Below are 20,027 nucleotides of genomic sequence, written 5' to 3'. Positions count from 1 at the left end.
TTGCGAGGATTACCGGTTCGTAAACGAGTTTGGTTAAACTTTCCTTTCGATGCGAAGCAGCGGTTTATTGGACAAGCTGCTGCGAAAGCGCTAATCGCGCCCCGATGAGCAATCTTGCAACCATGCGTCCGCCTGTTGGCGAAGCCACCCAGTCCGCCCTGCGCACCGTTGACTGCGAACAGGCTGGCTTGGCCGCACTTCAGCAGAGCCTGCAAAACGGCCTTGCCGAGCCCTTCAGCCGAGCCGTGGACCTGATCCGCAGCGTGTCGGGTCGGTTGATCCTGACAGGTGTGGGCAAAAGCGGTCACATCGGAGCAAAGCTCGCCGCCACCTTTGCGTCCACAGGCACGCCGGCCTTTTTCGTTCACCCCGTGGAAGCCAACCACGGCGATCTCGGTATGATCGCCACCGACGATGTGATCCTCGCCATGTCCTGGTCGGGGGAAAGCGCGGAACTGAAGGGCATCGTCAACTACGCGCGGCGCTTTGACATTCCCCTGATCGCGATGACGGCGGGGGTGCAGTCCGCGCTTGCGCGGGAAGCGAGCGTGGTGCTTGCCCTGCCGCGTGTCCAGGAAGCGTGTCCCCACGGGCTTGCCCCAACCACCTCAACAGTCATGCAGCTTGTGTTGGGGGATGCGCTGGCGGTCGCGCTTTTGGAGGCGAGGGGATTCACCGCCGATCATTTCCGCACATTCCATCCAGGCGGCAAGCTTGGCGCAAACCTTACCCACGTGCGCGACCTCATGCATGGCGGCGCGATGATCCCAGTCGCCCAGCGCGGCACACCTCTGCGGGAAGCCATGCTGACGCTGTCGCAAAAGCGCTTCGGCTGCGTTTGCGTGCTGGAAGGTGATGGACGGCTTGCCGGGATTATCACCGATGGCGATCTGGCACGCCACATCGACCGCGACCTTGCGGCGCTCACGGTGGATGAGATCATGACGCCGAACCCGAAAAGCGTGTCGCCTGACACGCTCGCGGGCGCGGCGATCGGCGTTCTGGAAGAGCTGAAGATCAGCGCTCTGGTGGTGGTGGAAAACGAGCGCCCAGTTGGCATCGTTCACTTCCACGACCTGCTGCGCGTCGGCGTCGCCTGAGGTTCAGGCTCGCTCGGTCGGCTCCACGAGCAGCTCTGAACCGCGCGTCCCGACCACTTTCACGCGCGTGCCGGCATCTGCATCGGCCCCTTGAACCAGCCAGATCGTGTCGCCCAGTCGGATGCGTCCCCGGTTCTCGCGGATAGGCTCGCCGAGCACGGCCGTTCGCCCGATCAGCTGGGTGGCCGGCTGGTTCAGGAGCGGTTCGTCGCTGGCCGTGTCATGCACACGAACCCAACGCGAGCCGAGATAGGCTGACGCCAGCGCAAGCACCAGGAAAAGGATCGTTTGCAACTGCCACGTCCAGGCGGCCATTTCCCAGATCTGCAGGGAAAGGGCGCCGACAAGCAGGGCGGCAATGCCGATCCACAACAGGAACACGCCCGGCAGAACGATCTCCGCCGCGAGAAGGACCATGCCGAGCAGGATCCAGTTCCAGGGTCCGAGTTCGCCCAAAGTCGTGGTGATCATCGCCGTCAGCTTCGTTCGGGTGGAACAACAACAGTAGGCGTGCGCGAAGGCCCGCGCACCGCGCTGGTTGCCGGCTGATCGCCGAACAGGTCCTTCGCAATGGAGCCGATGCCGCCCAGCGACCCGATCAGCGAGGACGCTTCGAAGGGCATCAAGACGATCTTGGAGTTCGGCGATGAGCCGATCTTCGTCATCGCTTCGGTGTAGCGTTGCGCCACGAAGTAGTTGATGGCCTGGACGTCCCCCTTGGCGATCGCTTCGGAAACGACCTGCGTGGCGCGCGCTTCTGCTTCCGCAAGGCGCTCGCGCGCCTCAGCATCGCGGAAGGCGGCTTCGCGACGGCCTTCCGCTTCCAGCACCTGCGCCTGCTTCAGCCCTTCAGCTTCAAGGATTTGCGCGCGTTTGTTGCGCTCGGCCATCATCTGCCGCGCCATCGATTCCACCAGATTAGCCGGTGGGTTGATGTCCTTGATCTCGACACGCGTGATCTTGATCCCCCACGGATGGGCGGCCTGGTCGACCACCCGCAACAGTCGCTCGTTGATGGCATCACGGTTGGACAAAAGTTCATCGAGATCCATCGAGCCCATGACCGTGCGTATGTTGGTCATGGTAAGGTTCAGGATCGCGTTTTCGAGACCGGAAACCTGGTAGGCGGCCTGCGGCGCATTGAGCACCTGATAGAAGGCCACGCCATCCACCGCGACGATCGCATTGTCGCGGGTGATCACCTCCTGAGTCGGAACATCGAGCACCTGTTCCATCATGTTCAGACGTGCACCGATGCGGTCCACGAAAGGCACGATGATGTTGAGGCCGGGCGTCAGTGTCCGGGTGTAGCGGCCGAAGCGTTCCACCGTGTAGTTGTGTCCTTGCGGCACTGTCTTGATGCCCGCGAAGATGAGCAACACCACAAGAACCGCCAACACGATGATGACGATATCGAAGCCGCCAAACATGGAACCCTCCAAGCGCTTACCCGCAGAGATCTAGTCCAAAGCCGCGCTTAAGCCAACGCGAGGCGCCATCCTTCGCTCGGTTTGGCTAAAGCCAGCCTTCCAGCTCGCGCCGGACCACCTGTTCGATCACCCGCATGCCGTCTTCGCTGTCGTTGAGGCATGGAATGTGGCTGAAGTTGACGCCCCCGGCGTGCAGGAACTCCTCGCAGACTTCGCGGCCGATCTCGTCCAGCGTTTCGATGCAATCAGACGAAAAACCGGGGTTGATCACCGCGATGGACTTCACACCTTCCTTGGCGAGCCGTTCCACGGTCTTGTCCGTGTAGGGCTGCAGCCACTCCTGCGCGCCAAAGCGCGACTGAAAGGTGGTGATGAGCTTTTTCTTGTCCCAGCCGAGCCGCTCCCGGAGGAGACGCGACGTTTTCTTGCAGTGGCAGTGGTAGGGGTCGCCGCGCTCGAAATAGACTCGGGGGATGCCGTGGTAGGACGCCAGCACCACCTCGGGTTCGAAGTCGAGCGTGGCGAGATGCGTTTCGATGGAGCTGGCCAACGCGTCGATATAAACGGGCTCGTCGTGGTAGGCCGGCAGGGTGCGGATTGCCGGCACGTCGCGGATCTTCATCAGCGCCCGGAACAGCTGGTCCCCTGCGGTTCCCGTCGTTGTTGCGGAATATTGCGGATAAAGCGGTGCCATCATGATGCGGCGGCAGCCAGCCGTGCGCAACCGCTCCACGGCATCCGCGATTGATGGACTGCCGTAGCGCATGCCCCATTCAACCACCACCGGCTCCCCAGCGAAGCGCTCGCTGAGCTTTTCTGCCTGGCTGCGGGTGAAGGTCCGAAGCGGCGACTCGTCCTTGTCGCGGTTCCAGATGCGCGCGTAGTTTTCGCCCGACTTCTTCGGACGCGTGGTCAGCACCGCTCCATAAAGGATCGGGTACCAGACCGCCTTGTTGAGCTCGATCACGCGTGGGTCGGACAAGAATTCCCGCAGATAGCGCCACATCGACTTGGCGTCGGTGCCATCGGGTGTTCCCAAATTGACGAGAAGGACGCCGATCCGGTCAGGCGCGAGTGCGGGATGGTTGGCGGGCAGGGGGCCCGTTGCCTTGGCTGCCGGCCTGTTCAGCCCGGTTGCGCTCGAAATCACGCCTGATGCTCCTTCTGATTCAAGCTGCACACATACGATGCCGGCCGACACGTTCAATGGAGCAAAAGGAAGCGGTTGACGCAAAAAGGGCCCGCGGCACGGATGCCGCAGGCCCTTGTCAAAAGCTGTGTGCTCAGTTGGCGGCCGGGATCACCAGTTCCATGCCGACGGCAAGGCGGCCTGAACGAACCGCCGGATTAGCATCGGCAATGACGCGCCACTTCGCACCGTCGCCATAGACTTCTTCCGCAATCCGCCAGAGAGAGTCGCCGCGGCGAACTGTGCGCCGTTGTTCCGACGCAGCCGGCGCGTTCATCGTTGCCGCTGATGCTTCGGGCGTCGGGGTCGTGCTCGCGCCCTGGTTGGTGGGCTCAGCCGAAGGCGGTTCCGATGCGGTGGGTTCCGTCGGCGTTTGTTCGCTGTTCTGGGTCGGCTGGGTATTGGCGGATGTGCCCGACGGAGCCGGCGCCTCGGTGCCGAAGTTGGTTGGCGGCGTGGTTGGCGCCGGAGCAACGGGTTCCGGCACGTCGATGTCGTTTGCATCCAGTGCGGGGTTCATTGCCGGCGCTGGAGCCGCCTCGTTCGTTGCCGGCGTGGTGCTGGCCGGCGGCGTCGTTGTGGTCGGCTGGCTTGTGGGCTCAGCCGACGGGGGCTCCGACGCGGTGGGTTCGACTGGCGTCTGCTCGCTGTTCTGGGTGGGTTCGGTGTTGGTTGGCTGGCTGGTAGGCTCGGCCGACGGAGGCTCGGAAGCAGTGGGCTCGGCTGGCGTTTGCTCGCTGTTTTGCGTCGGCACGGTTTCCGCCGCTGCAGGCTGCGACGTTGGTGCCGCATCGGCCATGATGATGCGGTTCTCGAGCTTCGGCGTGTAAGGGCTGTTTTCGCTGATATATTCCGCCACGACCTGTTCGAGGCTCGGCCCATAATCATAGGCGTTCTGGGCGTTTGTTTCGAACAGGTCGTAGTCGTCACCGCCATTGCGAACGAAATTGTTGGTGACGATCGTGTAGGTTTTCGCCGGATCAAGCGGCGTCCAGTTGCCGCTTTCTGAAACTTCGACTGACTTGATGCGCCCTTCATTCGGCGCAACGCTCTTGTCCAGCGTATAGCGGATGCCCGCGACCTGCGGGAATTTGCCCTTGCCTTCTTCAATCGCCGATACGGCGCCCTCCAGCGAAGCCTTGAGGTCCTCGCCCGAAAGCTGGAACGTCGCCACCGTGTTCTGGAACGGAAGCACGGTGAGCACTTCGCCCATGGTAACCGGACCACCGTCGATGGACGATCGAATCCCGCCGCCGTTTTGAATGGCGATGGTGACACCTTGGTCCTTTGTGCGGTCGAGAATGGCATCCGCGATGAGGTTGCCCATCTCGCATTCCTGCGCCCGGCAGCTTTCCCGGCTGCCATCGGCTGGCGCCGTCAGTTCGCCGACCTGCTTGGCCTTCAGTTCCTCTATCGGGCCGCCGAGTTCGGCGACGCGTTCCAGCACCTGCGGATCTTCCGGGATGCTGTTGTCGAGAAGGATCGGATCGCCGCTGGCCGACGTGACATTGCCCTGGTCATCGAAGGTCACGGACAAGTTGCCGAGATACTTCGAGTAGGAGCCTGCAGTGACGACCGGTACATCGCGGCCTTCCGCCCCGTCCACCATTGTCGGATAGGGGCCTTCTGCATTGCCGTCATTGGACAACACAGTGTGAGAATGTCCGCCCACCACGACGTCGACGCCGGGGATCTTCGCCAGCACGTCGCGATCGCGGACATAACCCACATGGGTCAACGCGATGATCTTGTTCACGCCCTGATCGGTCAGGGAGTTCACTTCCGCTTCGATTGCGGTCACGTCATCGGCAAAGGAGATGTTGGGGCCGGGCGTGGCGATGTCGGCCGTGTCCGTGGTCACGACGCCAATCACGCCGATCTTTTCGCCGCCGATCTCCACGACGGTGCTTGGCAGGAGCTTGTCCTTGGGAAGCTGTGCGCCATTGGCAACGTCGACATTGGCGCCCAGCACAGGGAAGGTCGCTTGGTCGAGAAGGCGCTTCACGCCATCCTCGCCATTGTCGAACTCGTGGTTCCCCACGACCATGGCATCGAAGTCGATGAGGTTGGAAAACTCGTTCTCGACGTCACCATGATAGGTTTGGAAAAACAGCGAGCCCTGGTAATTGTCGCCCGCGTTCAGAACGATCACGTTCTGCCCGTTCAGGCTTTCCCGTTGTTGGCGGATTGCCGTTACGAGGCGCGCTGCGCCGCCGAAGCATTCGCCTTTATCCTTTTCCTCCTGCGAGCAGGTCGACTCGTATTTATTGTTGCCTTCAATCCGGCTGTGCCAGTCGTTGATGTGGAGGATGTTGAGCGTGTAATCGGCATAGGACAACCCAGCCGAAAGGCTGAGGACTGAGGTGGAAAGCGCCGCGAGCAGGGCTATTCTTTTCATCGAGATGGTCTCCGCTTGTGCCTTGATCCGTAGCGCTCTTGCTTGTCGCTTTTGCTACAGTTTGCCATTGGGTTGCATGTTTTCATCGGCTGCCATGGCTTGCAAGCCGAAACGAAAAGCGCCGGTTGATTGCTCAACCAGCGCTTCAGTCACGCAAGGTCTTAGACCTCAAGCCCGACGGGTCAGGATGAAGCGATTGCCTTCCGCACTCGTGCAGTTCAGCTGCGAGCGCGAGGCGATGTTGCAGTTGAAGGCGATCGGCTGCTGGCGGATCAGCGAGGTGCCGGTGATGGCCACCGTGTTCGACCCGTTGAACCGATAGGTGCCTTCCGAAAGCTTGCTGCCGTTGTCCAGCGCGGTGGTGGAAAAGGTGCCGTTGGAGAAGGTCGAAACGCCGACCCCGGTTTCATCGACCCAGGAGCCATCAACACCCGATGGCGCTATGGCAACGGCCGCCATGCGCTGCGGCGAACCATTCCCGCCGACGCAACCGGCGGCCGCCACGGCCAAAAGGAGCGCGGTCGTGAGACGGAAGGAAGCAGCGAAGCGCATGATCGTTCTCCAGAAGGACAGGACACGGTGATCCTGCTTGGCATGATTCGGAACGCGGGCGCATCCGCTCCCGCGATCCGAATCAATGATTAGCGTACCAGTATGTTCCGAAACTGCCACGGATCCTTGCGGTCGATGTCTTCCGGGAAGAGGCCCGGGCGCCTGTCGAGCGGCGTCCAGTCGGTGTAGTGCCCTTCCACTGGCCCCAGATAAGGCATCTGCACTTCCAAACACCGCTTGAAGTCCATCTCGTCGGTTTCGACGATGCCGGCTTCGGGATTCTCCAGCGCCCACACCATGCCCGCCAGAACCGCCGACGTGACCTGCAGGCCGGTTGCGTTCTGGTAAGGGGCCAGCTTGCGCGCTTCTTCAAGCGTCAAGCGCGAGCCATACCAGTAGGCGTTCTTGTCGTGTCCATAAAGCAGCACGCCGAGCTCGTCGGCGCCATCCACGAGCTCGTTTTCGCTGAGCACGTGGAACTCCGCCTGCGGCTTGCCGGCCGCGCCGAACATCTCGTGCAGCGACAAAACAGCATCGTTGGACGGGTGGTAGGCGTAGTGGCAGGTTGGCCGATAAGTGACTTCGTTCTTCTTGTTGCTGGCCGTAAAATAGTCGGCGATCGAGATCGCTTCGTTGTGGGTCACCAGGAAGCCGAACTGCGGTCCGGGGGTTGGACACCAGGTGCGGACGCGCGTGTTGGCGCCGGGCTGTTCCAGGAAGATCGCGGCCTGCGAGCCATGCTCGTGCTCGCGCGCGTTTTTTGGCATCCATTTTTCATGTGTGCCCCAGCCAAGCTCGGCAGGCTGGAGCCCCTCGGAAACGAAGCCTTCCACGGACCAGGTGTTCCAAAACACGTCCCGCGGCTTCGGCTGCTTGGAACGCTGCGTATCGCGCTCGGCGATGTGGATGCCCTTCACGCCGCTCTTCTTCATGAGCTTGGCCCAACCCGTCCGGTCACTCGTGGAAGGTACGGCGAAGTCCATGCCGAGATCGGTTGCGAGGTTCACGAGGGCCTGCTTCACGAACCAGGACACCATGCCGGGATTGGCGCCGCAGCACGACACAGCGGTCGTGCCACCGGGGTTTGCAGCCTTCTCCGCACGTACCGTTTCGCGAAGAGCGTAGTTGGTGCGCGATGCATTGTCCGCCTTTTCGTCGAAGTAGAAGCCAAGCCATGGCTCGACGACCGTGTCGATATACAAGACCCCGTTCTTGCGGCAGAGCTTCATGAGGTCGAGCGAACCCGTATCAACCGACAGGTTGACGCAGAAGCCCTGCCCGCCGCCTTCCGTCAGAAGCGGCTTCAGCAGCCTCTTGTAGTTTTTCTTTGTGACGTGTTCCTGGATAAAGCGGATGCCACGCTCGTCCAGCAGGGCCTTATCGGTGTCCTTTGGATCGATCACGACCATGCGGGACTTGTCGAACTTGAAGTGCCTTTCGATCAGGGGAAGCGTGCCTCGTCCGATGGAACCGAAGCCGATCATCACGATCGGTCCCGTTATTTCACCATAGATCGGCCAGTTTGCTTCCGCCATTTTGTGCACAACTCCTGCGTTTCGTTGCGTGACCTACACCACATTAGTCCGTCACAATAAACCCCTTCAACGGCCAAGCCTTTCCAGCATCGTTACCAGCTGGTCGCGATCCGCGGACAAACCTTTGTAGTCGAGCTGCGCGGTGTCCAGCGCGGAAAGCTGTTCGGCAAAGCTCGCCGCGAGCGAGGAACAGTCTGCGTGCCGGCTGAGAACTGCCACCGGATCCACGTAGATGCGGATCGTGAACAGGATGTCGCCGCTAGCCGGCAGCTTCCGAAGGGTTTGTCGTTCGACGCGGATAAAGGTGCTGGCTGCCGTATCGTCCGACGGGAAGCGACGCACGCCTTTGTGGGAAACCAGGCTATCGGACAGCGGCTTGTGGCGCTCGGCATCCGGTTGCAAGGACCAGTTCCATCGCTGAACAGGATTTGCCGGCTGCAGCTTGTCGAACATCCGGTTGATGAGCCCGTCCGCTCGTGAGCCGGCGCCGAAATCTGGCACGGGATCATGAATGGCGGTCAGCGTGCGGCCGAATTTGTCACGCAGGTTCCAGGATGATGGAAAGCAGAGCGAGGCGGCCGCCAGCCGCCAGCCGTCGTCGCCGCGCCGCATCAGAACGAGATCTTCCTGAACGAGCGCTGCTGCAGCCAGCAAGGGGGCAGACCTGCCGAGGTCGATCGTTGTTCCAGTAGCCCTAAGATGGACCGTCTCCCCCTCGCGGCGATAACGGTCCGGATAAAACGCCAAGAGATGCTCTAGCAGCAGGTGGAGAACTTCCGCCTGGGCTGCATCAGTGTCTGCTTCCGCCGCAAAGACCTTGTCCGGCAGCGCGCGGTTGAGCACCGCCTTTTCGGCCAGGTAGGCGGGCAGGTGCTCGTCGATCTCGATCCAGGTCGCCAGGTCGAGCGGCTTCAGCCCGATCGTAAACGGTTTCGTGGATCCATCATAAGGCGTGTGCGCCAGCGTGCTCATCTTCAAGCAAAAACCGGACAAGGACGAGAAATGCCCGGCAGTGCGTCGCGCAAACCGGACCGATACCCGTTTCTTAATCCATTGCTTCCAGTTCGTCGATCAGGCCTTCCAGAACAGACAAGCCCTTGCTCCAGAAAGCGGGATCGGAGGCATCAAGCCCAAACGGCGCCAACAACTCGGAGTGGTGCTTGGTGCCGCCGGCACGAAGCATGGCAAAGTATTTCTCCTGGAAGCCGCTCTCGGCGTTCTGGTAGACAGCGTAAAGCGAGTTCACCAGGCAGTCGCCGAACGCATAAGCATAAACGTAAAAGGGCGAATGGATGAAGTGGGGCACATAGCTCCAGAAGGTTTCGTACCCGTCGCGAAGCCGAATGGCCGGCCCAAGGCTTTCAGCCTGCACTTCCAGCCAGAACTGGCCGATCTGGTCGGATGTGAGTTCCCCGTTCCGGCGTTCCGTGTGGACCTTTCGCTCAAAGGAATAAAAGGCGATCTGGCGCACAACCGTGTTGATCATGTCCTCCACTTTTTGCGCCAGCATGGCCTTGCGTTCGCGCCTGTCGGTGGTCTGGTCGAGCAGGGAGCGGAAGGTCAGCATTTCGCCGAACACGGACGCGGTTTCGGCAAGGGTTAGCGGGGTAGATGCCATCAGCGCGCCTTGGCTGCCGGCAAGGACCTGATGAACGCCATGGCCCAGTTCATGCGCGAGCGTCATCACGTCGCGCGGTTTGCCCATGTAGTTCAACAGAACATAAGGGTGCGCGGAAGGAACGGTCGGATGCGCAAAGGCGCCCGGCGCCTTGCCGGGCCGCACCGCCGCATCGATCCAACGATCGTCGAAGAAGCGGCGGGCTATCTCGCCCATCTGCGGGTCAAAGCGGCTGTAAGCCGACAGCACCGTGTGCTTGGCGTCTGTCCAGTCAATGGACGCGCTGGGAGTTTCCGGCAGGGGCGCGTTGCGGTCCCAGTTGTTCATCTGCTCCATGCCGAGCCAGCGCGCCTTCATGGCATAGTAGCGGTGCGACAAACGGGGGTAAGCGGCCTGCACCGCTTCAGCCAAGGCGTCCACCACCGGCCGTTCCACGCGGTTGGCGAGGTGGCGCGCATCGGCGATATCCTCGAAACCGCGCCACCGATCGGAAATTTCCCGATCCTTGGACAGCGTGTTCGTGATCAGGGTGAAAATGCGAAGGTTCGCCTTGAAGGTCGTTGCCAGAGCGTCGGAAGCCTTTTGGCGCAAGGCCGGATCGGCGTCCTGAAGGAGGTTGAGGGTCGGCTCCAGCGTCAGTTCCGAGCCATCAACCTCAAAGCGCAGCGCCGTCATCGTCTCGTCGAACAGGCGGTTCCACGCGCCGCGCCCTGTGACGTTCTTTTCATGGAAAAGCTGTTCAATCCGGTCTTCCAGCTGAAACGGCTTGTCCTTTCGAAGATCGATGATCCAGGGGCGGTAGCGGGCAAACCCCGGATCCGCGTCCATCGCCTCGGAGATCGCCTGGTCGTCGACCTGATTGAGTTCCAAGGGGAAGAACAGGAGATGCGCGCTGGCGGCCGTCATCTTCTCCTGGACGTCCCCGTAGAGCTTTGCGCGCCGCGGGTCTGATGTGTCGCCGGCGTAAACAAGGCTGGCATAAGAGACGATCCGGCCGATCAGCTCTTCCAGCGCTTCGAAGCCACGGATGGCACGGCCGAGACCGCCGCCCGCCTTGTCGGCGGCTTGGGCAGACAGCGTGCCTTTCCAGGCGGTTTCAAACGCCTTCGCATCCCTTGCCGCCCGGGCAATGTCGGCCTCGAGTTCGGGCGCATCCATGCTCGGGTAAAGATCCGCCAGGTTCCATTCCGGAAGATCTCCCAGATAGGGCACCGCCGAAAGGGCCGCGGATGTGGCACGGCTGGCCTGTCGGCCGCCTGTGGCGGGAGCGGACGAACTGGAAAAGAAGCGCATGCAAACTCACTTGGAACGGAATGGCGCGATGGGGTGAAGGCTTTGTTCACCCCCTTTCTTGAGCGGCTATTTAGGGCTCTGTGCCAACATGATCCATAAGGGTAGGTGATTTCGAACGGGCAGCGGCGGAAAGGCGGCAGCGACATCATGGCAGGCTCCGTCCTCATCATCGACGACGATCCCGTGCAGCGCCGGCTGGTCGAAGGTGCGCTTTCCAAGTCCGGCTACGACACCCATGTCGCCGATGGAGGCCAAGCTGGGCTGAACCTTCTCGATGGCCCCAAGGGTGGCGACATCTCTGCCATCGTGCTCGACCTGATGATGCCCGGCATGAGCGGACTGGCCGTTCTGGCCGAACTGCAAACGCGAGGCGTTGAGGCGCCCGTGATCGTTCAAACTTCGCAAGGCGGCATCGACACGGTGGTGGCGGCGATGCGCGCCGGCGCCTTTGATTTCGTGGTCAAGCCCGCTTCCCCCGACCGCCTCAACACCGCCATCACCAACGCGCTCAAGGTTGAAAGCCGGGAAGACGAGCAGCGCCGGCGGCGAAAAGGCGCAGCCGCTTCGCTGACCTTCCGGGATCTCGTGACGCGCAGCCCGGCCATGGATCGCGTGCTGCGGCTCGGGCAAAAGGCCGCCGCTTCCAACATTCCGATCCTGATCGAGGGAGAGTCGGGGGTCGGCAAGGAACTGGTGGCGCGCGCCATTCAGGGCAGCGGTGAACGGCGTGCCAAGCCTTTTGTGACCGTCAACTGCGGCGCGATCCCTGACACTTTGGTTGAAAGCATCCTGTTCGGTCACGAACGGGGATCTTTCACGGGTGCCACCGAAAAGCACGCGGGCAAGTTCGTTGAAGCCAATGGCGGCACCTTGTTTCTCGACGAAATCGGCGACCTCCCGCTCGACGTGCAGGTCAAGCTCCTGCGCGCGGTGCAAACCGGTGAAGTGGATCCGGTTGGGTCCCGGCAAACGGCAAAGGTCGATATAAGGCTGATCTCGGCCACCCATCGCGACCTCATCCAGCGCGTCAAAGAAGGCGAATTCCGCGAAGACCTGTTCTATCGCCTCAACGTGTTTCCGATCATGGTGCCGCCGCTCCGGCAGCGCCCGGAAGACATCGCGCCGCTGGTGCGGCACTTCATCGACCGGCTGAGCGCTGCCGAAACGCGGGGGCGGGTGACTGGGATCATGCCCGATGCGCTTGCGATGCTCGAAGCTTACGATTGGCCCGGCAATATCCGGCAGCTTGAAAATGCGGTGTTTCGTGCGCTGGTCCTAAGCGACGGACGCTTGCTGACCTTGGCTGACTTTCCGCAGATCAGGGCTCAGATTGGCAATCTCGACCTTGGTGTGGCCGATCCGCTTGTGCCCACGACCACCTTCGCACCCGCGCCCGCCCCACCGCAGATTACGGCGCCGTTCAGCGAACCGCTCTTTGGTTTCATGCGGACGCATGACGACCGAGGTGAGGTGCGTTCCCTGGCCGAAGTGGAACTGGACATGATCCGGCTCGCCCTAGATCATTATGGCGGCCAGATGAGCGAGGTGGCGCGCCGGCTGGGCATCGGGCGCTCGACGCTTTACCGCAAGCTGAAGGATTACGGGATCGATCCGGACAAGGGGCGCGATCAGCGCATTGCTTAACCCGCACCAGAGAGTTCGGCAGCTAAGGACTGGATAATAAACGCTTTACCATGTAAGGCAGGAGCGGAATTCAGGCGGGTTGTTGCCATTGTGTCACCGCATTTGCGCTTCAATAAGCTTGGATTAACCATTAGGTTCGATGATCGTGGTTACCATTTCACGAATGTCGCCCTAAACTGGTTTGGGGACATCCAGCCGTAAGGCAGTAATTTGACCAAGACAGACGGTTCTTCGAACGGACGACGCTCGAAACTCCCTGGTTGGCCTCAATGGCTGTCCGCTTGCGTTGTCGCCGCCGCGTGCCTTTGCAGCTCAGCCGGGCTCGCTCAGGCCGAAACCCGCACCTTGCGGCTGTATTTCATCCACACCAAAGAAAAAGCGGAGATCACCTACAAGAAGGACGGGAGGTATATCTCGTCTGGCTTGGACAAGGTGAACAAGTTCCTGCGGGATTGGCGGCGCAACGAGCCCACCAAGATGGATCCGCGTCTCCTCGATACGGTGTGGGAAGTCTACAAGGCATCCGGCTCGCGCGATTACATCCACGTCGTGTCGGCGTATCGCTCGCCGGCAACGAACTCCATGCTTCGCGGCCGTTCTCGCGGCAGCGGCGTCGCCGAAAAAAGTCAGCACATGCTCGGCAAGGCGATGGACTTCTATATTCCGGACGTGAAACTCGCCACCTTGCGCAATCTTGGCCTCAAGAAGGGGGCCGGCGGTGTCGGTTATTATCCGAAATCCGGCTCGCCTTTCGTGCACTTCGATGTTGGTAATGTCCGGCATTGGCCCCGCATGTCGCGCAGCCAGCTGCTCGCGGTGTTCCCGAAGGGTGACACGATCCACGTGCCATCGGACGGCAAGCCGCTGCCTGGATACAAGCAGGCGCTTGCTGCCTACGAGTCGCGCAAGCGCGGTGGCGGCTCCATCCAGCTGGCATCGGAAGGCTCCAAGCGCTCCGGCGGCTTCCTGTCCGCCTTCTTTGGTGGCGGGGCGGACGAAGAAGAAGATGCAAGCCCGAGCATGATGGCGTCGGCGTCGCCGCATACGCCTGCCCGTGCAAAGAGCCCTGCGACGGCCCCGGCACAAGCGCGCAGCGTGGCGCCGAGCGAACCGCCTGCAGCGGTTGCCGCTGTTCCAGCGCCGCAGCCTGAACCGGTTGCCGAAACGCCGGAAACGATCATCGCTGCACTGCCGGCCCGCAATGTGCCAATGCCGATTGCGGCGCCGCGCCCGCAAGCCGATGCAGCGGTTGCCATGATGGCGGCAATGGACACGAAGCCTGCCGCACCGACGCTTGATCCAAAGAAGGCGGTCGAGGAGGCGATTGCGGCGGGGGCTGCCGCCAGTGGGGCGCCGGTGCTTGAAGCGCCGTTTGAAGCGGAGTCGGCGCTCGCGTTCAACGTTCCGCTGCCAACCCGTCGTCCGGACTATGCCGGTGACGGCCTGAATTTGCCTGAAGCAGCTCCCGCCCTGATGGCTGAAGCACCGCGTGCGCCAGCTACGGACGGACCGACGCTGGTTGCCGCCATTGTGGACACGGCTCCGCCATCGCGCACCGCGGCTGCCGTGCAAACGGGTGACGTGACGCCGCAGGATCTGGCGGAAGTGGCGGCCAAGAAGGGCGCTCTGAACCCCGGCGCTGTCGAGGACGTGGGTGGGAGCGATCCGATTGCCGAACTCGCCACCGCCTATGCCGCGGTTCCAACCGCGCGTCCCGGTGCGCGGGAAACCAGCTATGCGATTGCGGCTTTGACCGCTGGCACGAAGGCCGCCGACAAGCCGCTGGTGGCACGCAACGAGGTCATCGTCAGTGCCGGCAGCCGCTTGAACGTCAACGAGGGTGCGCCTTCGCAGCGGCTTGCCATGCTTGATCGCCAGCCGGATCAATCCATCTCCAACGCGATCGACTCGGGCGTGAAGACCACAAGCAAGGGCGCGAAGCCGCGCGCCCACCAGGCCAAGGCGGATCGGAAGTCAGTTCCCGTGGAAGCGGAACCAAGCATTGCCCGCTGGGCGCTGCACGGTGAACGCGTGGCCAGCAACGTGGGAGGCACCAAGGCGCCGTCCTTCGCTTACAACCTCGTGCGGACTGCTCCACGGGAGGTCTACACGACGGGCTTCCAGCAGGACGACCTGACGGAAAAAGCCAACCGGTTCACGGGCAAAGCCGTGGAGTTCCTGTCCGTGGCGCGCTTCAACGGCAGCTAAGAGCCGCGACGAATGACCTTCGAAGGGCGGGAGCGATTCCCGCCCTTTTGCTTTCAGCTCAGTGTTTGCGAAGCTTCGCTGCTTCCGCAGCCAATGCCGTGATCTGGTCCCATGCGCCCGCTTCCACGAGAGCATCCGGCGCGACCCACGACCCGCCGACACAAACCACGTTCGGCAGACCGAGGTAGGTGCTCGCATTGGCGGCCGAGATGCCGCCCGTTGGGCAGAAGCGGATGCCGGCAAAAGGCGAGGCCAGCGCCTTGAGAAAGGCCGCCCCGCCTGCTTGTTCGGCGGGAAAGAACTTCAGGATGTCATAGCCCCGTTCCGCAGCAGACATGACTTCGGATGCCGTGGTTGCGCCGGGCAGGAGCGGGACGGGGCTCTGCGTCGCAAGATCAAAAAGGGTAGGGGTTTGGCCGGGGCTGACGATAAAGGTCGCACCGGCTTCAACGGCTTGCTCGAAATGCTTCGGATTCAGGATCGTGCCCGCTCCCACCACTGCTTCCGGCACATCGGCCGCAACATGGCGGATGGCATCCAGCGCCTGCGGCGTTCTCAATGTGATTTCCACCGCGGGCAATCCACCCCTGGCGAGCGCGCGCGCCAGGGGAACGGCATATTCGGCACGCTCGATGCGCAACACGGGAATGACGGGCTGGGCTTCAAGAATCTGGCGCAGGCGCTCGGACGAGGTCATGATCGGCTCCTTGTTTGCAGTTGCCTAAACCGGTTCAGGCGTGCCCGCAACGTTCAGCCGAGGTGCGCCAAGCGTTCTTTGATCCAGTCAGCAATGGCGCCGAGCCAAGAACGGGGCTGTGGCGAACTGGCTTCAACCGTGGCTGGGTCGCCGGGACACGCTGCTTTGTGCCTTTTGAAGGCTGCGGCCAGCTTCTTGTCATATCCGCTTTTGGCAAATTGCGGCCCGTTGTAGCCACGCGCAAAGGTAGGCCAGTCCAACGCATTCAGCGCGCTTGCGAGACCTGCCTTCTCAATATAGCGCAGCATCACCGCGATCTGGCCCGCAGGGCTTTCACGACATTGGTCGACAAGTGCGTCCACGGAAGCGTAGCCCAGCCACTGCCAATGCGCACCCATGACCTGACCGATGCCCCAGGAAACGGACTCGTAGGCTGCCTTGCGATTGATCGCGGCCGCGCGGTCGAGCATGGCCCATCGGGACGCCTGGCCGTTGGGATTGCGGATAGCCCCCGCTTTGGGTGAGGAAAGCCCTGCGGCCCGGGCCTGCGCCTGCTGCAAGCCTGAAAGCCGACGGTCGAAATAATGGCCTTCGAAGCGGATCATGGGTTCGCGCTTGTTGTTCACGACAGCATAGGCTTTGCCACCGCTTTCGATCTCGGCCACCGCCAAGAGTGCCGCCGGTTCGATGGAGGCGGTTCTTGCCAGGCGGACGATTGCGTTCTGTGTTTCGGCTTCGAACATGGCACCACTCCTTTGTTGAAGGGGCGAGTGTGGTGCCGCGCCGCAGAAGGTGGACCGATTGCCGCCAGCCATAGTCGACCGCAACCACAAACTGCCTTGCCAGCGCCGAAATGAGGCGCTAACCGGCCGCGATGTCGTCCACACCCCCTCCGTTTTCTGATCCTGCCGCCCTGCCAATTCGCGTTGCAGCGCTTTATCGCTTCGCACGGCTTGAGGACCTCCCCGCCTTGCAGCAGGACATCCTTGCCATCTGCCGACGCAACGGCATTGTCGGAACTCTGCTTCTTGCCTTCGAAGGGATCAACGGCACCATTGCAGGCCAGCCGGACAAGCTGGATGAAGCGTTGGACCAGATCTGCCGCAGAAGCGGCTTAGGCGATCTGGAACTGAAGTTCAGCGGTGCAGCCTCCCTCCCGTTTCGGCGGTTGAAGGTGAAGGTGAAGCGCGAAATCGTCACGATGGCAAAGCCCGATCTCGATCCGCGCCTTTCAGCCGGCACCTACGTTTCGCCGGGAGAATGGAATGCGTTGATCAGTGACCCCGAAACGATCGTGATCGACACCCGCAACGATTATGAAGTGCGGCTCGGCACGTTTGCTGGTGCGGTGGACCCGAACACCACCACCTTTTCTGAGTTTCCCGCCTGGGTGGAAGCGCATCGGGAAGACTTGGCTGGTCGCAAGATCGCGATGTTCTGCACCGGCGGGATCCGCTGCGAAAAGGCCACCGCTTACGTGCGCGAAGCAGGCTTCGAAAGCGTGTTTCACCTCAAGGGCGGCATTCTGCAGTATCTCGAAGATGTGCCGGCGGATCGCAGCCTTTGGCAGGGCGAGTGCTTTGTTTTCGACGATCGGGTGGCGGTGGGCCATGGCCTCAGCCTCGGCGCTGCCCAGCTGTGCCACGCGTGCCGGCATCCCGTCACGGAAGCCGACCGCGCTGATCCCCGCTACGTGGAGGGTGTCTGCTGCCCTCAATGTGCCGAAACACAGGATCCTGCGGACCGGGCCCGTTTCGCCGAGCGCCAGAAGCAGATCGAATTGGCGGCGGAACGCTGCCAATCCCATCTTCGGTCCCCTTCCTGATCTCTCACGGCGGCGTTCTCACGCGTCGGCTTCCTTGCAAATCAAACAGGGTTTCTTACGTGCAGTCAGCCGGCATCACGCCTGTTCGACCGCAAAGGAGCTCCGATGTTCGACCCGAAGAAGTTGCTTGACCAGTTTCTCGGCAGCCAGGCCGGCGGCGCGGGAGGGGGCCTGCGCGATCGCGCGGACCAGGCCCTGCAATATGCTCGCAACAATCCGGGGAAGTCGGCGGCGCTCGCTTCGATGCTTCTGGGCACCAAAACAGGCCGCAACCTGGGAAGTTCTGCCTTGAAGCTCGGCGGCATGGCCGCAGTGGCGGGTCTCGCTTACACCGCCTACCAGCAGTACCAGAAGAGCCAGAGCGGGCAGGGCGCTCCTGCGCCGGCCGCCGGCGAGCCGGCCGTGCTGCCTGCCCCTGAAGATACCGGCTTCCATCCTTCCCGCATGCCCGAAGGTGAAGACGCTTTCACGCTGGTGCTGGTGCGCGCCATGATTGCGGCTGCCCGCGCTGATGGCCACATCGATGAAGAAGAACGTCAGCGGATTGCAGGTCGCCTTTCGGAGGCGGGCGTGGATCGCGAGGCCGAACAGTTCGTGAAGGAAGAACTTGCGCGGCCGGTCGACCTCGACGCCATTGTTCGCGCGGGGCAAACCGAAGAACAGCGCGTCGAGATCTACACGGCGTCGCGCGTTGCCATTGAACCGGAAACACGAGCCGAGCGCGGATATCTCGACCAACTGGCCGGACGTTTGCAGCTCGACGACCGGCTGGTGGACCATATCGAGGCTACCATCGTAGCGGCAAAAACATCGGCTTGATGTCGGTCTGAACCGCTGCCCCTTGTCGCGGGGGCTTGGAGTTGCGAAGCTCCCATTCGCGCGCTGCTCGCCGAAGCAGTGTCAGAACAAGAATGGGGGCTTCATGTCAAAAGAACTCGATCACCTTAGCGCGCTCGTTGTTGGCGGCCGCCTGTCGCGCCGCGATTTCCTCGGCCGCGCTGCTGCGCTCGGCGTCAGCGCGACTTTCGCCAACAGTCTGCTCGTCGATTCAGCCAAAGCGCAGTCCCCCGTGAAGGGGGGAACGTTGCGTGCCGGCATGGTGGGCGGCGCGGCAACCGACAGCCTTGACCCTGCCACTTGGGCGAGCCAGGTCCCCTACACGCTCGGCCGCAGCTGGGGCGAGCAGTTGCTGGAGGTCTCGCCGACTGGCGAGATCGAGTATCGCCTCGCTGAATCCGTCGAGCCTTCCAAGGATGCGAAGACCTGGACCTTCAAGATTCGCCAGGGCGTGACTTTCCACAACGGCAAGGATCTGACACCGGCTGACATCGTTGCGACGATGGAACGTCATGCGGATGCGAATTCCAAATCCGCAGCACTGCCCTTTGTTGCGGAGTTCGACACTGTTCGCGCCGACGGTCAGACTGTGGTCATCACGCTCAAGGAGCCCAACGCCGACCTTCCTTATGTCGTCAGCGATTATCACCTGATGATCCAGCCCAATGGCGGCAAGGACGATCCGACGGCGGGGATCGGCACAGGTCCCTACAAGGTGGTCGAGAACCAGCCAGGCGTACGCCACACGGCGGAACGGCACGAGGGCTATTGGGGCAGCGACCAGCGAGGTCATGCGTCAAAGATCGAGATCACCGTCATCAACGATTCCACGGCACGGACTTCCGCCCTGCAGGGCGGGCAAGTGGACATCATCAACCGTGTGGAGCCCAAGATTGTGTCGCTGATCCAGCGGCTGCCGGGCGTCACAATCCGCAACGTGCCTGGCAAAGGGCATTATGTCTTCATCGCTCATTGCGATACCGCCCCGTTCGACAACAACGATCTCCGGCTTGCCCTGAAATACGCCGTTGATCGCGAGGAAATGGTGCGCACGATCCTCAGCGGCTACGGCACCGTCGGCAACGACACGCCGATGATCGCCGGCTATCCCTTGTTCGACGACGACATCCCGCAGCGCACGTTTGATCCGGAGAAAGCCGCCGAACACTACAAGAAGTCCGGGCATTCTGGCTCGGTTCTGCTGAGGACGTCGGACGTTGCCTTTCCCGGGGCCGTCGATGCCGCTTCCCTTTTCCAGCAAAGCGCGGCGAAGTGCGGCATCACGATCGATGTGCGACGCGAGCCGGGTGATGGCTACTGGTCGGAGGTCTGGAACAAGCAGCCATTCTCCATGTCCTACTGGACGGGGCGGCCAACCCAGGATCAAGTCTATTCCATCGCCTATCTTTCCGGAGCCGAGTGGAACGACACCCGCTTCAAGCGGGAAGACTTCGACAAGCTGATCATCGGCGCGCGATCGGAGCTGGACGACGCCAAGCGCAAGGCCATGTACAAGCAAGCCGCCATGATCCTGCGCGATGAGGGTGGGGTGATCGTGCCCATGTTCAACAACTACATCGATGCCACGGGTTCGAAGGTCGGTGGCTGGGTCGATGATCCGAATGGCGAGTTGATGGGCGGGCATGCCCTGACGAAGTGCTGGATCAACGCCTGACGGAACAGGGGGGCCGGCCCGCCGGC

Annotated in this window: 16 protein-coding genes; 6 read left to right on the top strand and 10 right to left on the bottom strand. The window is 62.0% G+C overall.

The genetic code is table 11. The features are described 5' to 3' along the window. Nucleotides 1-104: 104 nt before the first annotated feature. The gene (locus J5Y06_RS11615) at nucleotides 105-1,100 is read left to right on the top strand and encodes a KpsF/GutQ family sugar-phosphate isomerase (RefSeq protein WP_209335323.1); all 996 of its coding nucleotides are present in this window, start codon (nucleotides 105-107) and stop codon (nucleotides 1,098-1,100) included. Between the two features lie 3 nt (nucleotides 1,101-1,103). Here the strand turns inward: J5Y06_RS11615 and J5Y06_RS11610 are convergent, their stop codons facing one another. The 8 genes from J5Y06_RS11610 to J5Y06_RS11575 all read right to left on the bottom strand — a co-directional run bounded on the left by J5Y06_RS11610 (nucleotide 1,104) and on the right by J5Y06_RS11575 (nucleotide 11,115). Continuing rightward, nucleotides 1,104-1,571, bottom strand: coding sequence for an NfeD family protein (locus J5Y06_RS11610; protein WP_209335322.1), 468 nt, complete (start codon nucleotides 1,569-1,571; stop codon nucleotides 1,104-1,106). Between the two features lie 5 nt (nucleotides 1,572-1,576). Beyond that, nucleotides 1,577-2,530 (bottom strand): SPFH domain-containing protein, encoded by a 954-nt coding sequence (locus J5Y06_RS11605; protein ID WP_209335321.1) that lies wholly within the window; start codon nucleotides 2,528-2,530, stop codon nucleotides 1,577-1,579. Between the two features lie 85 nt (nucleotides 2,531-2,615). Then, entirely contained in the window at nucleotides 2,616-3,677 is a 1,062-nt protein-coding gene (gene hemH, locus J5Y06_RS11600) for a ferrochelatase (protein ID WP_209335551.1), read from the bottom strand. Between the two features lie 136 nt (nucleotides 3,678-3,813). Continuing rightward, nucleotides 3,814-6,117 (bottom strand): 5'-nucleotidase C-terminal domain-containing protein, encoded by a 2,304-nt coding sequence (locus tag J5Y06_RS11595; RefSeq protein ID WP_209335320.1) that lies wholly within the window; start codon nucleotides 6,115-6,117, stop codon nucleotides 3,814-3,816. A gap of 168 nt (nucleotides 6,118-6,285) precedes the next feature. Then, nucleotides 6,286-6,669, bottom strand: a complete 384-nt coding sequence (gene omp10 / locus J5Y06_RS11590; RefSeq protein WP_209335319.1) for an outer membrane lipoprotein Omp10 — start codon at nucleotides 6,667-6,669, stop codon at nucleotides 6,286-6,288. Between the two features lie 89 nt (nucleotides 6,670-6,758). Continuing rightward, a complete protein-coding gene (locus J5Y06_RS11585; RefSeq protein WP_209335318.1) occupies nucleotides 6,759-8,204 on the bottom strand; it encodes a homospermidine synthase in 1,446 nt (481 codons plus the stop codon). A 66-nt stretch (nucleotides 8,205-8,270) separates the two neighbouring features. Continuing rightward, a complete protein-coding gene (locus tag J5Y06_RS11580) occupies nucleotides 8,271-9,176 on the bottom strand; it encodes a heme-dependent oxidative N-demethylase family protein (protein WP_209335317.1) in 906 nt (301 codons plus the stop codon). A 73-nt stretch (nucleotides 9,177-9,249) separates the two neighbouring features. Continuing rightward, nucleotides 9,250-11,115, bottom strand: coding sequence for a M3 family oligoendopeptidase (locus J5Y06_RS11575; protein WP_209335316.1), 1,866 nt, complete (start codon nucleotides 11,113-11,115; stop codon nucleotides 9,250-9,252). Nucleotides 11,116-11,262: 147 nt separating this feature from the next. On the opposite strand from J5Y06_RS11575, the gene J5Y06_RS11570 reads away from it, so the two are divergent. Both J5Y06_RS11570 and J5Y06_RS11565 read left to right on the top strand, forming a co-directional pair. Continuing rightward, nucleotides 11,263-12,759 carry a sigma-54-dependent transcriptional regulator gene (locus J5Y06_RS11570; protein ID WP_209335315.1) on the top strand — a complete coding sequence of 499 codons (1,497 nt, stop codon included), beginning with the start codon at nucleotides 11,263-11,265 and terminating at the stop codon, nucleotides 12,757-12,759. Between the two features lie 210 nt (nucleotides 12,760-12,969). Further along, nucleotides 12,970-14,967 carry a peptidoglycan L,D-endopeptidase MepK gene (locus J5Y06_RS11565; protein WP_342453412.1) on the top strand — a complete coding sequence of 666 codons (1,998 nt, stop codon included), beginning with the start codon at nucleotides 12,970-12,972 and terminating at the stop codon, nucleotides 14,965-14,967. A gap of 58 nt (nucleotides 14,968-15,025) precedes the next feature. Here the strand turns inward: J5Y06_RS11565 and J5Y06_RS11560 are convergent, their stop codons facing one another. Both J5Y06_RS11560 and J5Y06_RS11555 read right to left on the bottom strand, forming a co-directional pair. After that, nucleotides 15,026-15,664, bottom strand: coding sequence for a 2-dehydro-3-deoxy-phosphogluconate aldolase (locus tag J5Y06_RS11560; RefSeq protein ID WP_209335314.1), 639 nt, complete (start codon nucleotides 15,662-15,664; stop codon nucleotides 15,026-15,028). Nucleotides 15,665-15,717: 53 nt separating this feature from the next. Next, nucleotides 15,718-16,407 (bottom strand): N-acetylmuramidase family protein, encoded by a 690-nt coding sequence (locus J5Y06_RS11555; RefSeq protein WP_209335313.1) that lies wholly within the window; start codon nucleotides 16,405-16,407, stop codon nucleotides 15,718-15,720. Nucleotides 16,408-16,538: 131 nt separating this feature from the next. Here J5Y06_RS11555 and trhO point away from each other — a divergent pair, with 131 nt between their 5' ends. The 3 genes from trhO to J5Y06_RS11540 all read left to right on the top strand — a co-directional run bounded on the left by trhO (nucleotide 16,539) and on the right by J5Y06_RS11540 (nucleotide 20,001). Beyond that, a complete protein-coding gene (gene trhO, locus J5Y06_RS11550; RefSeq protein WP_209335312.1) occupies nucleotides 16,539-17,489 on the top strand; it encodes an oxygen-dependent tRNA uridine(34) hydroxylase TrhO in 951 nt (316 codons plus the stop codon). Nucleotides 17,490-17,594: 105 nt separating this feature from the next. Then, nucleotides 17,595-18,308, top strand: coding sequence for a tellurite resistance TerB family protein (locus J5Y06_RS11545; RefSeq protein WP_209335311.1), 714 nt, complete (start codon nucleotides 17,595-17,597; stop codon nucleotides 18,306-18,308). 103 nt (nucleotides 18,309-18,411) lie between these two features. Continuing rightward, a complete protein-coding gene (locus tag J5Y06_RS11540) occupies nucleotides 18,412-20,001 on the top strand; it encodes an ABC transporter substrate-binding protein (RefSeq protein WP_209335310.1) in 1,590 nt (529 codons plus the stop codon). Nucleotides 20,002-20,027: the final 26 nt, after the last annotated feature.

This window comes from Tianweitania sediminis (assembly GCF_017813335.1).
GTDB lineage: Bacteria > Pseudomonadota > Alphaproteobacteria > Rhizobiales > Rhizobiaceae > Tianweitania > Tianweitania sediminis.
This window is presented reverse-complemented; position numbering and strand designations above follow the sequence as displayed.

Excerpts from the sequence above, each read along its gene's own strand:
- J5Y06_RS11615 (WP_209335323.1), top strand. The coding sequence starts at position 105 with ATGAGCAATCTTGCAACCATGCGTCCGCCTGTTGGCGAAGCCACCCAG.
- J5Y06_RS11610 (WP_209335322.1), bottom strand. The coding sequence starts at position 1,571 with ATGATCACCACGACTTTGGGCGAACTCGGACCCTGGAACTGGATCCTG.
- J5Y06_RS11605 (WP_209335321.1), bottom strand. The coding sequence starts at position 2,530 with ATGTTTGGCGGCTTCGATATCGTCATCATCGTGTTGGCGGTTCTTGTG.
- J5Y06_RS11595 (WP_209335320.1), bottom strand. The coding sequence starts at position 6,117 with ATGAAAAGAATAGCCCTGCTCGCGGCGCTTTCCACCTCAGTCCTCAGC.
- omp10 (WP_209335319.1), bottom strand. The coding sequence starts at position 6,669 with ATGCGCTTCGCTGCTTCCTTCCGTCTCACGACCGCGCTCCTTTTGGCC.
- J5Y06_RS11585 (WP_209335318.1), bottom strand. The coding sequence starts at position 8,204 with ATGGCGGAAGCAAACTGGCCGATCTATGGTGAAATAACGGGACCGATC.
- J5Y06_RS11580 (WP_209335317.1), bottom strand. The coding sequence starts at position 9,176 with ATGAGCACGCTGGCGCACACGCCTTATGATGGATCCACGAAACCGTTT.
- J5Y06_RS11575 (WP_209335316.1), bottom strand. The coding sequence starts at position 11,115 with ATGCGCTTCTTTTCCAGTTCGTCCGCTCCCGCCACAGGCGGCCGACAG.
- J5Y06_RS11570 (WP_209335315.1), top strand. The coding sequence starts at position 11,263 with ATGGCAGGCTCCGTCCTCATCATCGACGACGATCCCGTGCAGCGCCGG.
- J5Y06_RS11560 (WP_209335314.1), bottom strand. The coding sequence starts at position 15,664 with ATGACCTCGTCCGAGCGCCTGCGCCAGATTCTTGAAGCCCAGCCCGTC.
- J5Y06_RS11555 (WP_209335313.1), bottom strand. The coding sequence starts at position 16,407 with ATGTTCGAAGCCGAAACACAGAACGCAATCGTCCGCCTGGCAAGAACC.
- trhO (WP_209335312.1), top strand. The coding sequence starts at position 16,539 with ATGTCGTCCACACCCCCTCCGTTTTCTGATCCTGCCGCCCTGCCAATT.
- J5Y06_RS11545 (WP_209335311.1), top strand. The coding sequence starts at position 17,595 with ATGTTCGACCCGAAGAAGTTGCTTGACCAGTTTCTCGGCAGCCAGGCC.
- J5Y06_RS11540 (WP_209335310.1), top strand. The coding sequence starts at position 18,412 with ATGTCAAAAGAACTCGATCACCTTAGCGCGCTCGTTGTTGGCGGCCGC.